This window comes from uncultured Brachyspira sp. (assembly GCF_934747485.1).
Classification (GTDB): domain Bacteria; phylum Spirochaetota; class Brachyspiria; order Brachyspirales; family Brachyspiraceae; genus Brachyspira.
This window is the reverse complement of sequence record NZ_CAKVGN010000037.1, coordinates 13,761-30,032: the sequence shown is the minus strand read 5'-3', so window position 1 is coordinate 30,032 and position 16,272 is coordinate 13,761. Positions and strand designations below refer to the sequence as shown.

At 28.7% G+C, this 16,272-nt stretch carries 15 protein-coding genes; 1 reads left to right on the top strand and 14 read right to left on the bottom strand.

Annotated elements, in window-relative coordinates:
- Positions 1 to 129: 129 nt before the first annotated feature.
- The 12 genes from phoU to Q0H31_RS07860 form a co-directional block, all read right to left on the bottom strand.
- Complete coding sequence (gene phoU / locus Q0H31_RS07915) at positions 130 to 774, bottom strand: phosphate signaling complex protein PhoU (RefSeq protein ID WP_295297041.1); 645 nt, start codon at positions 772 to 774, stop codon at positions 130 to 132.
- A gap of 42 nt (positions 775 to 816) precedes the next feature.
- Entirely contained in the window at positions 817 to 1,614 is a 798-nt protein-coding gene (gene pstB / locus Q0H31_RS07910; RefSeq protein ID WP_295297040.1) for a phosphate ABC transporter ATP-binding protein PstB, read from the bottom strand.
- A gap of 22 nt (positions 1,615 to 1,636) precedes the next feature.
- Complete coding sequence (gene pstC / locus Q0H31_RS07905; protein WP_295297038.1) at positions 1,637 to 3,427, bottom strand: phosphate ABC transporter permease subunit PstC; 1,791 nt, start codon at positions 3,425 to 3,427, stop codon at positions 1,637 to 1,639.
- Positions 3,428 to 3,508: 81 nt separating this feature from the next.
- The gene (locus Q0H31_RS07900; protein ID WP_295297037.1) at positions 3,509 to 4,315 is read right to left on the bottom strand and encodes a substrate-binding domain-containing protein; all 807 of its coding nucleotides are present in this window, start codon (positions 4,313 to 4,315) and stop codon (positions 3,509 to 3,511) included.
- A 429-nt stretch (positions 4,316 to 4,744) separates the two neighbouring features.
- Positions 4,745 to 6,937, bottom strand: a complete 2,193-nt coding sequence (locus tag Q0H31_RS07895) for an alpha-galactosidase (protein ID WP_295297036.1) — start codon at positions 6,935 to 6,937, stop codon at positions 4,745 to 4,747.
- Between the two features lie 293 nt (positions 6,938 to 7,230).
- A complete protein-coding gene (locus Q0H31_RS07890; RefSeq protein WP_295297035.1) occupies positions 7,231 to 8,682 on the bottom strand; it encodes a catalase in 1,452 nt (483 codons plus the stop codon).
- A gap of 285 nt (positions 8,683 to 8,967) precedes the next feature.
- Entirely contained in the window at positions 8,968 to 9,309 is a 342-nt protein-coding gene (locus Q0H31_RS07885; RefSeq protein WP_366938237.1) for a thioredoxin family protein, read from the bottom strand.
- Between the two features lie 36 nt (positions 9,310 to 9,345).
- On the bottom strand, positions 9,346 to 9,654 hold the full coding sequence (locus Q0H31_RS07880) for a thioredoxin family protein (RefSeq protein WP_295297034.1): 309 nt from the start codon (positions 9,652 to 9,654) through the stop codon (positions 9,346 to 9,348).
- Between the two features lie 138 nt (positions 9,655 to 9,792).
- Positions 9,793 to 10,740, bottom strand: a complete 948-nt coding sequence (locus tag Q0H31_RS07875) for a hypothetical protein (protein ID WP_295297033.1) — start codon at positions 10,738 to 10,740, stop codon at positions 9,793 to 9,795.
- A gap of 270 nt (positions 10,741 to 11,010) precedes the next feature.
- Positions 11,011 to 12,015: a permease gene (locus tag Q0H31_RS07870; RefSeq protein WP_295297031.1), complete on the bottom strand. Its 1,005-nt coding sequence runs from the start codon at positions 12,013 to 12,015 to the stop codon at positions 11,011 to 11,013.
- A gap of 29 nt (positions 12,016 to 12,044) precedes the next feature.
- Positions 12,045 to 13,088, bottom strand: coding sequence for an ACR3 family arsenite efflux transporter (gene arsB / locus Q0H31_RS07865; RefSeq protein ID WP_295297030.1), 1,044 nt, complete (start codon positions 13,086 to 13,088; stop codon positions 12,045 to 12,047).
- 28 nt (positions 13,089 to 13,116) lie between these two features.
- Positions 13,117 to 13,437, bottom strand: coding sequence for a helix-turn-helix transcriptional regulator (locus Q0H31_RS07860; protein WP_295297028.1), 321 nt, complete (start codon positions 13,435 to 13,437; stop codon positions 13,117 to 13,119).
- A gap of 166 nt (positions 13,438 to 13,603) precedes the next feature.
- Here Q0H31_RS07860 and Q0H31_RS07855 point away from each other — a divergent pair, with 166 nt between their 5' ends.
- Entirely contained in the window at positions 13,604 to 14,119 is a 516-nt protein-coding gene (locus tag Q0H31_RS07855; protein ID WP_295297026.1) for a flavodoxin family protein, read from the top strand.
- 37 nt (positions 14,120 to 14,156) lie between these two features.
- On the opposite strand, the gene Q0H31_RS07850 is transcribed toward Q0H31_RS07855, so the two are convergent.
- Positions 14,157 to 14,738, bottom strand: a complete 582-nt coding sequence (locus Q0H31_RS07850; protein ID WP_295297024.1) for an RlmE family RNA methyltransferase — start codon at positions 14,736 to 14,738, stop codon at positions 14,157 to 14,159.
- Positions 14,739 to 14,750: 12 nt separating this feature from the next.
- A complete protein-coding gene (locus Q0H31_RS07845; RefSeq protein WP_295297023.1) occupies positions 14,751 to 16,151 on the bottom strand; it encodes a tetratricopeptide repeat protein in 1,401 nt (466 codons plus the stop codon).
- Positions 16,152 to 16,272 lie beyond the last annotated feature (121 nt).

Below are 16,272 nucleotides of genomic sequence, written 5' to 3'. Positions count from 1 at the left end.
AGCTATTTATATTATAAGGAATACCTACTTTATTTTAACTAAAAAACGTGCAATATCTATGGCTCCTAAACAAAAAAGGTATATATGCATATACCTTTTTTCTCAACTATCACTTAAAATATAATTATATTACTTAACTCTGTCTCCTGTGCTGTAATAATAAACCCACTTGGCTATATTTTCAGCATGGTCTCCCATCTTCTCAAAATACTTAGCTATCATCATCAAATATATAGCCTGATCAGCATTCTCAGTGCTGCTCTTTATTAAATTAACCATAGCATCACGCATCTTGTAGAATAATTTATCCACATAATCATCTCGCTCTATAACACTCTTAGATAATTCTCCATTTTTCTCTTTAAATGCCTTAAGACAATTATTAATCATCTCATCAATAATATTAGACATCTCTATTATAGTTTCAATATTATTTTTATACACGTTTCCTTCTAATAAAAATCTAAGCAAATCGCATATATCCTTAGCCTGATCCCCTATTCTCTCTAAATCTGTAGCTATCTTTAATGCAGATGAAACTATTCTTAAATCGGTTGCCACTGGGTGCTCTAATAAAAGCATTTTTAATGATGAGCTTTCTATTCTGTAAGATATTCTATTTATATTTCTATCATTTTCTATAACCTGATTTGCTAATTCAATATCTCCATTTGTTAAAGCTTTTGTAGAGTTTCTTAAAGCCTCTATTATCATGTCGCCTGCTTCAACAACATATTCTGTTAATTTATTTAATTCTTCTTCAAATTTTTTCATTTTTTACTCCATTTTTTTATTAAAAAATAATAAACTATAAAATTAACCAAATCTTCCTGTGATGTATCTCTCTGTTCTTTGGTCTTGAGGCTTAGAGAATATCTCTTCAGTCTCTCTATATTCTATAATCTCGCCAAACAAAAAGAAAGCTGTCTTATCAGATACCCTCATAGCCTGCTGCATATTATGAGTAACTATTACTATAGTATATTCATTTTTAAGCTCATCAACAAGGTCTTCTATTTTACCAGTGCTTATTGGGTCTAATGCACTTGTAGGCTCGTCCATAAGAAGTATTTTAGGATTAACCGATAAAGCTCTTGCAATGCATAATCTCTGCTGCTGACCTCCGGAAAGCCCTAAAGCATTTTTATTAAGCCTATCTTTTATGTCGTCCCAAATAGCAGCCTTTGTTAAACTATATTCCACAATCTCATCTAACTCTGATTTCTTTTTTATTCCAAAAGTCCTTGGTCCATAAGCAATATTATCATAAACACTCATAGCAAAAAGATTAGATTTCTGAAAAACCATTCCAACATTTTTTCTCAAATACGATACATTAACATTTTTATTATATATATTAACTCCGGCTATTTCTATATCCCCTTCTATTTTGCAGTTTGGAATTAAATCATTCATTCTATTAAATGTTTTTAAAAGAGTAGATTTTCCGCAGCCAGAAGGACCTATAAAAGCCGTTACGCTATTTTTGTTTATATCAATATTTATATTTTTTAAAGCTTGAAAAGATTCATAATATAAATCTAAATCTCTAACCTTAATAGCTATATCAGTATTAAAATCAAAGTTTACCACATTATTTAATTCATTAGCCATATATATTCAATCCCCTTAGAATTTAATAATCTTTTTTTAATTTTGTGTTCACTAAAAATAATGAAGCATTAAGAAGTATAACCATTATAAGCAAAATACTTGCAGTAGCGAATGTTTGATTAATGTAAAGCCCCTCGCTTGAAAACATCCACATCATAACAGAAAAAGAACTTCCAGCACTAAAATAACCCTTAGGCATATATCTAACAGCACCGGCAGTATATATTAAAGCAGCACTCTCTCCCACAATTCTACCAATACTCAAAATAACAGAAGTCATTATTCCAGAGAAACCGCAAGGCAAAACTATCTTAAATATTGTTCTCACCTTTGAAGCTCCTAATGCTAAACTACCCTCTCTTAAACTTGAAGGTATTGATAGTAATGTCTCTTCTGTTTGTCTTATTATAGAAGGAAGTATTATTAACACCAATGTGAGAGAACCCGCTAATATGCTTCTTCCCATACCAAAAAGATTAGCAAACACCAACATACCAAAAAGCCCAAACACTATTGAAGGTATTCCTGATAAACTGTCTGTAAATATTCTTATTATAGATATTAACTGACTTTTTGCTTTTGAATATTCTGTTAAATAAATAGCAGCAAATACTCCTAATGGAATTGCTATTATTAAAGACATAAAAAGCATCATAGAAGTAGAAACTATTGCAGGCAAAAGCGTCATTTGAGAATTGTTGCTTTCACCAAATAGTAAATTTAATGTTATATGAGGAAGTCCTCTAATAAGTATAAATAATACTATAAAAACTAAAAGCAGTGTAGATACAATAGAAGCAAACACAGAAATATATTCTAAAATAGTAGCTTTCACTGTATTCATTTTCATGTCAAACTTCTTAAAAGAAAAATCATTTATATTTGTTTTAAGCTCTTTGTTTTTTCTAAAAAGATTAGAAAAAGAAAATGAAAAATACAAATTATTTCTTTTTAGAATAGAAAGTACTATATTGATTATAAGTATAAATATGAGCAGCACAAAAGCAGTTGCAATTAATGCTGACCTATGATTGCCCGTTGCATAACCCATCTCTAATGCTATATTAATAGTCATAGTTCTAAAATATGAGAATAAATCTTTAGGTATAAAAGGAGCATTACCTGCCACCATCATAACAGCCATAGTCTCACCAATAGCTCTCCCCATGCCAAGCACTATAGCAGAAAATATTCCCGACTTTGCAGCCTTTACTATAACACCAAAAATAGCTTGTGAATGAGTATTACCCAAAGCCCTTGCACCATCATAATAGTATTTGTAAACTGCTTCCAAATTGTATCTTGTAATTGACGTTATAGTAGGAAGTATCATTATAGCAAGTATTATAGAACTAGCTAATACCCCCTCACCTACATCATTAGGAGAGAAGTTTTTTAGAAAAGGCACTAATACTACCATTCCAAAGAATCCATAAACTATAGATGGAATTCCCGCAAGCAAATCTATTACCTGAGATAATATTACTCTTATATTTTTTGGAGCAAACATTGATATATAAACCGCTGTAAAAAAACCAAATCCTCCCCCAAGAAATACTGAAAGAATCGTGATATATAGAGAGCCTACAATCATCGGCAATATTCCAAAATCCTTTGTTGAAGGAGACCAATTCATTCCAAAAACAAATTGAAAAAATCCAACCTCTTTAAATATTGGCACACTATAGATAAATATAAAAATACATATTGAAAATACAACTATAACTGAAAATATAGAACATATAAAAAATATATATCTCATTATATTATCTATTATTTCATTAAACTTATATTTATTAATATTCTTACTCAAAATAAATGTCCTTAAAAATTACTTAGAAATAAAAAAAGCCGATATACAAAAAATATTGTACATCGACTTATTCATTTCAAATTAGTTAGCTACATAGCCATTTTCGTTTATGACCGTTTTCCCTGCTTCACTATTAATGAAATCTAAGAAAGCCTTAGTTCCTTCATCGAGTTCTACACCCTTTTTAGTGAATATGTAGAAAGGACGGTATAGCTTGTAGGCATCACTTTTAATATTTTCTACTGATGCTTGAACATATTCATTTTGACCTTTTGCTTTATATGCTAAAGGCTTTATTGTATCATCAATAGAACCCAAAGAAATATATCCAATTTTTGAAGCATCACTCATTACTGATGTTTTAACCTTTCCTGTTCCATCTAATATTTCAACAGTTGCAGGTAATGGATTTTCTTTTCCGATAGAAGTTAAGTCTGTAAAAGCACTTCTTGTACCAGAACCATCTTCTCTTGAAATAGATTTAGTTACACTTCCTATAGCAGTATTGTTCATGTAAAGATTATATAATTCTTCTTCGCTTATCTGAGCAATGTCAGAATCTTTGTTAGCGATGACTACTATACCATCTTGACACAATAAATAAGCATCTAAACTTGGTAACTCATCTTCTTTCAAATTTCTTGAAGCCATACCTATATTGTTGTTGCCGTTTATAGTGTCCTGAACTCCAATAGTTGAATCTGATGTTTCTACTGTTACAGTATAGTTGGAATTAACTTCTTCAAATTTTTCAGCTAACTTGAACATTAACGGTGAAACTGAAGAAGAACCTGTTATAACGATATCAGTAGAACTAGAGGCGCCACCTCCGCAAGAAGTAAGCATGATCATGCTCACGAGACTTAAGAAAATCAAAATCTTTTTCATAATATTGATTTACTCCTAAATAGTTTTAATTGACAAATTCAAAAACAGTATCTCTTGAATTGACACAAGTCTTATATAGTAAAATAAAAATTATGTCAATACATAAATGAAAAATTATTTTATTTTTTCAAAATTATTTTTTATTACTTATAACATATTAATGAAGAGTTTTATTAATTATGATGTTTAATTTTACAATAATAGATTTTTTATAAAAAAATTTTATTAATAATTGGGTTTATAAATTTTTTTAAAATTTATTGAAACATCATTTTTTGAACAGAATACTATTTATTAAAAAAATTTTTATATTGAAACAAATCAAAAAAACACAAACAAAAAAATAGTATCAGGTAGTATTATGTTAATTATATTATGTTAATTATATTATGTTAATTGCCTGATACTATTATTTTTTGTCAATAAAAATTAATCAATCTTTTTTATTATCCATTGAATAGCCACAGCATCTTCTGCTATCTCTCCAAGCACAAGCCCAACATTCATTAACTCTTCTCCAGTGTAGATTTTATCAGAATCATTTACTTTATATTTAGCTTTAGAGTCTAATGCCTGTAAACGCAAACGCTTTGTCAATAAATTAGGAATTACATTTATTTGAACATAATTTACAACTATAGTTTTTTCATCAATGCTCTTGTGAAGCCAAGCATATTCATTTTTAGCATCTAAACCTTTTAATCTGTAAAGGCTTCCAAACTGAACAGTGCTTCTTATACTTTTATAAACTTCCAATTTTTCTGATATAATTTTTCTGTCTTCTTCGCTTATTTTATTTAAGTTCAATTCTAATCCCAAATTGCCCCACATAGCAACATTTGCTCTTGTTTCTATTCTTTCTTTTCTATGTGTTTGATGATTAGGTATATCAGAAATATGACAAGCCAAAGATATTGAAGGATAAATTAAAGAAGCTCCATATTGTATAGCAAGTCTTTCTATAGCATCAGTATCATCACTTGTCCAAACTTGAGGCATATAATAAAGCATACCAGCATCGCATCTTCCGCCGCCGCCTGCACAGCTTTCAAATAATACATTAGGAAAAGCATTAACAATATTTTCTAATACCCCATAAAGACCTAACATATATCTATGAGCCTGTTCTTTTTGTTTTTCAGGTTTAAGATAAGATGAACCTAAATTTGTAATATTTCTATTCATATCCCATTTAACATAAGAAATATTATTTTTAGATAAAATATCAGTCATAAAGTTTATTATATAATCGCATACTTCAGGATTACTTAAATCTAATACATACTGATATCTTGAAGTCTCTATTTTTCTGCCTTTAACTTGAATAGCCCACTCTGGGTGCTTTCTAAATAAATCACTATCAGGAGATACCATTTCAGGTTCAAACCATAATCCAAAACTTAATCCAGTTTTATTTATATCATCTATCAAAGCAGACAAACTTCCGCCAAGTTTTTTTTCATTAGGTGTCCAATCTCCCAAAGAACTTTTATCATCATCTCTTTTTCCAAACCAACCATCATCTAATACAAATAACTCAGCTCCTATGCTTTTAGCCTCTTTAGCCAATTTTAAAAGACTTTCTTTATTAAAATCAAAATAGTTAGATTCCCAACTGTTTATCAAAATAGGACGCTCTTTATAAGCATATTTTCTTGACATTAAGCAATCCTGATAAAGTTTGTGGAAAGTTCTTGACATATCGCCTAAACCTTTGTTTGTATATACAAGCACAGCTTCAGGAGTTTGAAACTCTTCATTAGGCATTAATGTCCAGCCGAAATCAAAATCATTTATACCTATTTGAAATCTAGTATTTAAATGCATATCCACTTCAGCACTTACCTTAAAATTTCCGCTGTAGACAAAATTCATCGCATATACTTCACCATTATTTTCATCAGTATTAGGAGATATTAAAGCAGCAAAAGGATTCTGACCATGTCCTGATGCCCCTCTCGCACTTCCTATAGACTGCATTCCTTGCTCTAATCTTCTTCTCTTAATATGACATTCTCTTCCCCAAGAACCAGCTAAATGAAGCAATTCAAAATTTGATTCCTGAAGGTCAATATTTGCTGACATTATTTTTTCTATGTATAAAGAATCTGTTTCATTTTTATTTATTACTTTTACTGATTTTGTTATTGCATTATATTTTTCAAATACAGCTAAAGTAATTACTACTTCAATTTTTTTTAATTCATCAAATAAAACTAATTCTAATACTTCACTATGTTCATCTGATAATACTGTAGGAAGACCTTCTAATTTCTTTTTAGTTTTATATATGTTATGTGATTTATAACGCAAGTCTGTTATTCTTGAACCGTCTTTATGCACAAAATGAAATGCGGGTTCTTTTAAATCTGTGTAGCCGTAGGAAGGATATATTTGAGGTATTACTTCAAGCTGGAATTTTTTTCTGCTATCAGTATCTGCCATATAATTAGCTTCAGTAATTTCATCAATAATATAATCTATGCTGCTTGCCTCTATTTTTGCACCCCAATAAGGCATAAACACATAATTGTCCTCATGCACCATTAATACTAAAGATGATGAGATGGTGTTTAAAAAGAATAGTTTTCTTTTTTTATCATTTTCAATAATGCTAATCATTTTACATAACTCCTAAAATAAATTTATATAAATAAAATTATAATATTTTTTAATATAATTATATAAATATATAAAACTGCTTTCGTTTTGTCAACTTATTATTGTTGTTTTTATACAAAAAAAACTAATAAAACTTAAATAAAATACTTGGTAAATAGTAAAAAACATCATTGAAATACAAAAACTATTTTTAGAAAAATACTAATTATATTGTATATAATACAATAATAGCCAACCGAAAAATCGATTGACTATTATCGTATTATTTATGGAGATTGTTATTTGTTAATTGTTTATTTTATATCTTTTTCGTCAAAACCTAATGCCTTAGCAACACCAAGTCCATAAGCCTTATCAACATTCATACAGTTTTTAATATGTCTTAATTGTACTTCTTTAGTAACACCATTCATATCTCTTGCTGTATTTTCAAACAACACTTGTTTTTGTGCCTCCGTCATAAGATTAAATAAAGCTCTTGCATCAGTGTAGTAATCATCATCATCTTCTCTATGGTCATATCTATAAGCATCGCCATAAATCTTCAAAGGAGGCTCTGCATATTCTCTTTGCTCTTTCCATTCGCCTTGTGAGTTTGGCTCATATTCAACTTTAGAACCATTAGACTCTACTCTCATATATCCATCTCTATGATAAGTGTTAGGTTTAAACTTAGGAGCATTTACTGGTATGCTTGCATAATTAACACCTAATCTATATCTTTGAGTATCAGTATATGAGAATAATCTTCCTTGAAGCATTCTGTCTGGTGAGAAACCAATACCCGGAACTATTGTAGAAGGGCTGAATGCTGATTGTTCAACTTCTGCAAAATAGTTTTCAGGATTTCTATTTAATTCTAAAACACCAACATCAATTAAAGGATATTCTTTTTGTGACCAAGTTTTAGTTAAGTCAAATGGATTTCTTTTACTTGCATTAGCTTGTTCTTCTGTCATTATCTGAATTTTCATATTCCATTTAGGGAAGTCGCCTCTTTCTATAGCTTCAAATAAATCTTTTTGAGAGCTTTCTCTGTCTTTTGCTATTATTGCTGCAGCTTCTTCATCTGTAAGGTTTTTAATTCCTTGCTGAGTTTTGAAATGGAATTTTACCCAATACCTTTTACCTTCTTTGTTTATAAAACTATAAGCATGGCTGCCAAATCCGTGCATATGCCTATAACTATAAGGTATCCCTCTATCACTCATATCTATAGTTATTTGGTGAATTGCTTCAGGAAGTGAAGTTAAAAAGTCCCATTTGTTTTGAGCACTTCTCATATTAGTTTTAGGGTCTCTTTTTACAGCGTGATTTAAATCTGGAAATTTCAAAGGGTCTCTAAAATAAAATACAGGAGTATTATTTCCTACCAAGTCCCAGTTTCCTTCTTCAGTATAAAATTTAATAGCAAAACCTCTTATATCTCTCTCGGCATCAGCAGCCCCTCTCTCTCCAGCAACAGTAGAAAATCTTACAAACAACTCTGTCTTCTTTCCAATCTCAGAGAATATTTTTGCTTTAGTATATTTTGTTATATCATGAGTAACCGTAAATGTACCATATGCTCCAGAACCTTTAGCGTGCATTCTTCTTTCTGGTATAACTTCCCTATCAAAGTGTGCCATCTTTTCCATAAACCATACATCTTGAAGCAACATAGGTCCTCTCGCACCTGCTGTCATAGAATGCTGATTGTTTTCTACTGGGGCACCAAATTCTGTTGTTAATTTTTTATCTGACATCTTAATTACTCCTTATTAGTATTAATTATTAATAAATATATTATACTATATAGGTATAACTATTTCAAGATAAATTCTAAATTTTTTCTAAAAATAGATATATTTTTTTAAGTTTTTAAATAAATGAAAGATAAATACATATTAAATTATAAAAAATTAATTAATAGATTACTAAATTGATAAATAAATATTTGTTAGATTATAAAAAATACATAAAAACAATAATAAAAAAGAGATGAATATAAAATATACTCATCTCTTTTTATATAAAATATAATATAAAAATTATAAATTAGATTTCAACAATTCAATGATCTCTTCTTTACTTAATACTTTTCCATAAGAAAGAACCTTATCATCTAAAACCAAAGCTGGAGTTGACATAACACCATAAAATGCTATATCTTCCATATTTTCTACATGTTTGATAGCCAAATCAAGTTTCGCTTCTTCGATTGCTGCTATAGTATTTTCTTCTAATTTTTTACAATTTTCGCAGCCTGTGCCAAGTATTTTAACCCTTGCATCAATAGGTTCTTCTTGTACTTTTTCCTCTTCACCGAAGGGATCTGTAGCAGGTCCTCAGCCGCAATCAGATTTACCAAAAAAAAGATCTTTTAATGACATATAATTTTCTCCTTAAAATTTTATTTTAATATATAATTATAACATTTTTTCTTGTAAAATACATATTAATTTTTCTTCAGAAAGAATTTCACCATAAGAAACAAGCTCATCATCTATTATAAGTGCCGGCAAAGTCATAACTCCATAATATGACATAATAGCCTTATCATCAGTACATTTAATAGGAAAATCAATATTTAATTTATTTAGAGCATTTTGCAAATTACTAAGCATTTCAGCAGAGTTTTCATTTGATAATAGAAGTATTTTATCAACTTCTCTTTGTATACCCTCATCTTCCAGAGGATCAGGCAAACAGCCTCAGCCAAAATCTATTCTTTGCATATATACCTCTTAAAGTTTCTTTATATATACATCATATAGGTATATTAATATAATTGCAAATTTATTTTTAAAAAATATTAAATAAATTTGCAATTATATCTTTTTATAATCTATTTTTATAAATTATTTTTTATAAAATTATTTTCTATAAGCCATTCTCCTATAAGTGTGTCTTATACCCCTAAGAGCAATAGACATAGCCATAATATTTTCAGGCAACGCCATTCCACAATAAGCAGCATCTCCAATATGAACAATATCAGCTCCCGCCATCTTTGACCATAAAGTCATCTCTCTAATAGTATTAACATCAGCACCCTCTTGAGAAGTACCTATAGCAGTTTTTGCTAAAGCTCCGAAACTATGTACTCTCTTTATCTGTTCATGAACAAAATCAACAGTATATCCGGGGAGTGTTGAAGGAGCACCAACCATAACAACATCAGCACCAGCCTTAACCATATTGTCAAGCTCTTCCATAGAATATACATTATCTCCGCCTGCCCCATGCATTTTGCCGGCAATAATAAGAATCTTATCACCGCACACTGTTCTTAATTCCTTAGCAGCTTTTGATATATTTTCTATAGTAACACCAGTATTAGGGTTTCCTGTAAGAACAACATAATCAAAACCATATTTAAGAAGCTTTTCATAATTTTCTTTTGAAGCTCTAAAACCGGGATTATAATTACTATCTTCCGGCACAGGCTCTAAATTAACTCCTATTAACCTTCCTGTAACTTTTTTCAAATCTCTAATGATATTATCATTGTTCTTATTCATCTCATTAACTATGCCTTTTAATCTTGCAGAAAGCCATATTGATTCTGAAGAATCAGGATTTTCTTTATATAATCCCCAAATAAAAGGCTTATTCATATCAAAAAGATTTAATGTTATAAAGTCAGCACCGAATGCACTTGCTGCTTCTGCATTGCTAACAGAATCTATTAAAGGCTGATGACCGCAACATGCTTCCGCCATTACAGACCTTCCCTCAGACTTTTTTATAATCTCTTTTAATAAAGATGCATTCATATTTAATACATCTTCTAAAGCAAGTTCAAAAATTCTTTTACTCATAAAATAATTTCCTTTTTATATTTATTTTTTACAATTAATAACAATATTTATGCTGTATTATAAAAATTGTAATTTTAACTATGCACTTAAAATACAAAACCGTTTTTTAAACAACTATAATATATTTATTGTTAAACAATTATTCAAGATTGCTAAATAAAACTTTTTCAATAATTTTACTGATAATTTAGTTTTACATATTTTTAAGTATAATCTATAAAACATAATTGTCAAATTAAAATATTACAGCAATAATCTGCTAATAATTTTTTATATAAAATAAAAAACATTAAATAAATAGCCAATTATTATTATGCCAACAGTAACAATGCCAACAAAAACTATAAGAAGAGGCATTTTTACAACCTTTTTAATCATAATCATAGAAGGAAGCGATAAAGCAGTAACAGACATCATAAATGATAATATAGTACCTAAACCAGCCCCCTTATAATATAAACTCTCAGCAATAGGAAGTGTACCAAATATATCCGCATACATTGGAATACCTACCAAAGAAGCCAAAGGCACAGAATACCAATTATTTTTTCCAAGTATAGCATTTATCCATGCTTCAGGTATAACATTATGTATAAAAGCTCCAATTCCTACACCTATAAATATATATAAATAAACCTTTTTTATAGTTTGCTTTACCTGATTTTTTGAATATATTAATCTCTCTTTTTTTGTCATCTTTGCTATTTCTATATTAGCATTAGATTTTATATTTTTCACAAAGTCTTCTAAATATCTCTCCATTTTAAGTTTGCCTATTATAGTGCCACCCAAAACAGCAAGTATAAGCCCCACAACAACATAAGCAACAGCAATCTTCATTCCAAATACACTTGAAAGAAGTATTAAAGAGGCTAAATCTACAAGAGGCGATGATATTAAAAAAGAAAATGTCATAGATATTGGTATTCCCGCAGAAGTAAAACCTATAAAAAGAGGTATAGAAGAACAAGAACAAAAAGGAGTAACTGTTCCAAAAAGTGCTGCTAATATATTTGCTGATATTCCATTAAATCTGCCTAATATTTTTTTGGTTCTCTCCGGAGGAAAGTAGCTTTGAATATATGATATACAAAATATTAACACTGAAAGAAGAATAAATATTTTTATCACATCATAAACAAAAAACTGTATAACGCCTTTTAATGTTTCTGACATAGCAAAATTATTTAATATATTTCCTATCAAAGCATTAAGCCATTTCATAGATATAATTTGATCTTGTATAAATATAAATATAGTTTTTATGTTTTCCATTTTTTGCAACTCCAAATCTTTTATATAAATTAATTTTTAAATTTATATTTTGTTTCATTTGCTATTTTCACAAGGGTAAGCATTACAGGCACCTCAACTAAAACACCTACAATGGTGGCAAGTGCCGCCCTAGAATTAACTCCAAATAATGATACTGCCACTGCTACAGCAAGTTCAAAGAAATTTGAAGCTCCTATCATGCCTGCAGGTGCTGCTACATTATGAGGAAGCTTTAATAAATAACTTGCAATATAAGATATAAAAAATATTAAGAATGTTTGTAATATTAAAGGTATGGCTATCAAAATTATATGAATGGGGTTTGATAATATAACTTTTCCCTGAAAACTAAATAATAATATTAATGTTAATAGCAATCCTATTATAGTAATATTATCAAATTTATGAATAAAAATATTATTAAAATATTCTATTCCTTTTTTACCGCATACATAAACTCTCGTAATAATACCAGCAGTTAAAGGAATAAGAACAAATAATACAACAGATAAAAATAATGTATTCCAAGGTACTGTAACATTTGATATACCTAATAAAAATTTCACTATAGGAACGAATGCTACAAGTATTATTAAATCATTAGTTGCAACCTGTACAACAGTGTATGATGGATTTCCATTTGTCAAAGCACTCCAAACAAATACCATCGCAGTACATGGAGCAGCCCCCAAAAGTACAGCTCCAACTAAATATTCTTTTGCTAAATCTTTTGGTATGAATTGATTTAGTATAGTATAAAAAAACAATGAAGCTATAAAAAACATAGTAAAAGGTTTTATAAGCCAATTGACAATCCAAGTAACAAATAAACCTTCTGGATTTTTTGTAACATCTTTTATGCTTTGAAAATCTACACTCATCATCATAGGATATATCATAAGCCATATTAATATTGCTATGGGTACAGACACATTGGCGTATTCAAATTTATTTAATGTATCTGGTATGATAGGAACAAATTTAGATATCAATACCCCTATAACCATGCATATAAATACCCATAAAGTTAAATATTTCTGAAAAAAACTTATATTTTGTTTTTTATTTTCCATAATCTTAATGCCTCTAAACATTATTATATTAATCGCACTTGCATTTTATTGTTTTATTAGTTTTTGCTTTATCTCCATATTCTCCATAGGAGTTAAGAATCTTTTTTGCCTCTTCAAAGCCTTGTTTATTTATACTATAATGAGTCCATTTGCCTTCTTTTCTTGCGTTTACTATTTTTGCATCTAAAAGTATTTTCATATGATGAGATAATGTTGACTGAACTATATTTAATTTTTCTAAAATTTTACAAGCACATATCTCACCTTCTTTTAACATTTCTAATATTTGAAGTCTATTCTCATCACAAAAAGCTTTAAACACGCAAGCATCTTTTTTATAATTTTTCATTAAACCTCCTACAACATATCGAACTTTATCGATATGTATTATAACAAACATATCGAAATTTGTCAATATGTTTTTTTAATAGATATTTTCAAAAAAACTTCATACTTGCAAAAATATTGAAATAATATATTATTATATTAATCTAACATTTAAAGGAGATTGTAAAATGAAATACTCAATAGTTTATACAAGTAAGAGCGGAAATACAGAAAAATTAGCTCTTGCTATAAAAGAAGCTGCTAATGGAGAATGCTTACAATGCGTTAAAGTAAATGAAGCAGACAATGCTAAAGTTAATGATTCTGATATAGTATTTGTTGGTGCTGGAAGCTATAAGGGAACTTGCGATGAGGCTGCTGGTAAGTTTATGGAAACATTAAAAAACAAAAAAGTATTTTTATTTATGACTGTTGGTTATGGAGATAATCAGGCTTATTATGATAAAATGCTTAATCCTGCTAAAACATTTATAGATTCTTCTAATACAATAATTGGCACTTATGCTTGTCAGGGTCAGTGGATTGAAGGACAGAAAAAAAATCTTGAAAATATGTTAGCTAAAGCGGCTAGTGATGATGAGAAAAAAGTAATAGAAGGAAAATTAGCTAATCATTCAAATGCTATGGGGCACCCTAATGCTGAAGATTTAAATAAACTTAAAGACATAGTTAAATCTTTATAATAATTTTTGCAAGAGGGCAGGTTTTATACTTGCCCTTTTAATTATTCTTTTTAAATCCTTTGGCAAATAAAAACACTTCTCTGCTTTCATCTCTTGAACTTTTCGGCTTAAACACTGTTACAGAGTCAAAATAATCATTAAGCTCTTTTTTAAAATTCGGCAAATCTTTTCCGTCAAAAACCTTTATAAAAAAATTCCCATTGTCTTTTAATACATCTTTTGCCAAATAAAATATTTTCTCACACAAACCTATAGAACGCAAATGATTAGTTTCTCTGTCTGAAGTAGTATTGGGCATAGCATCGCTAACAACAACATCAAACTCTATATTGTCAAAAGTGGAAGCGTCCATTTCTTTTATATCGCCAAGAATAAATTTAAATCTCTGATGAGAAAAATTATTAGGAAGTATGTCAACCCCCACAACAGAACCTGTTTTAATAATCTTATTAAGCATATATTGACTAAAAGAACCCGGAGAACAGCCCACATCAAGAACATTATCAGACGATTTAATAAACTTAAATTTATTTTGTGCCTCTTCTAATTTAAATACACTTCTCGCTTTATAATTTTCTTCTTTAGCTTTTTTAAAATAAAAATCTTGAACTTTTTTCATAAGACAAAAAATTTATACAATCCAGTCTAATTTTTCTTCAGCCCTAGTAACACCAACAGGAACACTTGTAAATGTAGACTTTTCTACTAAACTTTCTAAGCGTTTAATACCCACTATATCAATTCTTGACATAGCAGCATATCTTATAGCATCAGGAGTAGCCATAGCACAAGTTACAAGCACAGAATTAACCACATTAGCATTAACTGCATAATCATATAACTGTATAAGCTCTTCATTAAATATAGGACTATATGACATTCTAAAAAATACTATCTTTTTGGTAGAATGCACACTCTTTCCGTCTTTAGCAAAAATTATAACATATTTTTTATCTGTAGTTTTCAATGAATATGGAATTAAATTCATAGTAGCTACTATTTTTAATGCCAAATCAGCAAATTCATTTTCATCAAGTTTAAAGAAGCTCTTAATATTATCACTATATCTTGACTCTTTATATTCAGCCAATTTTTTCTCAGCATCTTTATAATTTGGATTTATTATAATTATATTTTCTAAATACTCTATAGCCTTATTAATATTTTCCATTCTGCTGTAGCATTCAGATAATTGATATAATATAGCTAAATTCAACTCTCTATCAATACCGTCATAAGCAATAGCCATTTCCAAATATTTAATAGCAAACTCTATATTATTTAATTCTATATAACATAAAGCTATTTCATACAAAGATTTAATAGCATACTCTCTGTCTTTGCTAGATATTTTATAATGTTTAATAGCATTTTTAGAGTCTGATTTACCTTTATAAGCACGTCCCAAATTATAATTCAAAGCAGGGTCATTAGGATATTTATTAATAATACCATTCATTATAACTATAGCTTCATTATAATTGCCCGCACTAACATAACAATACGCCTTATATTTTAATGCCTCTTTATTTGTAGAATCATTCTCTAAAGCATTCTCAAAAAATTGAAAAGCTGTATTATATTGACCATTATCATAGTATATCTTACCTATTTCTATAGAAACATTAACTTTATACTCTCCGCCCAATTTTAATAAAGATAAAAACTGTGCTAATGATTCTTCTTTTCTTCCTATAGCATTTAAAGATTTACCTAAAGATATTACTGTTTCCGGTGCATCATCTCCTGTATCTATTGCATGTCTATATTCAACTATTGCAAAAGGATATTCACCCATTTTATAATAACAATCTCCTATAATTTTATACATTTTAGAAGATTTATTATGTGATTTTGATTGTATATCTCTTAATTTTTTTATTGCCAAATCATACTTTTCTGCTGCTATAAAATTATTTACTCTATCCATATCAGACTGGATATATTTTGAATACAATTTTGGAAGTATTTTACTTGCAATAAAAAGTAATATACAAAATACTACAATAAATACTATAATATAAACTGTCATATTCTTTCTTAATTTTTTTTATATTCTATATTATATTACTCGGCATTATTTGCAATATGTAAAGCACTTTTTATTGTATAGTAAATAAATTATAGTATTTTTGTATTAATAATTTTTTATG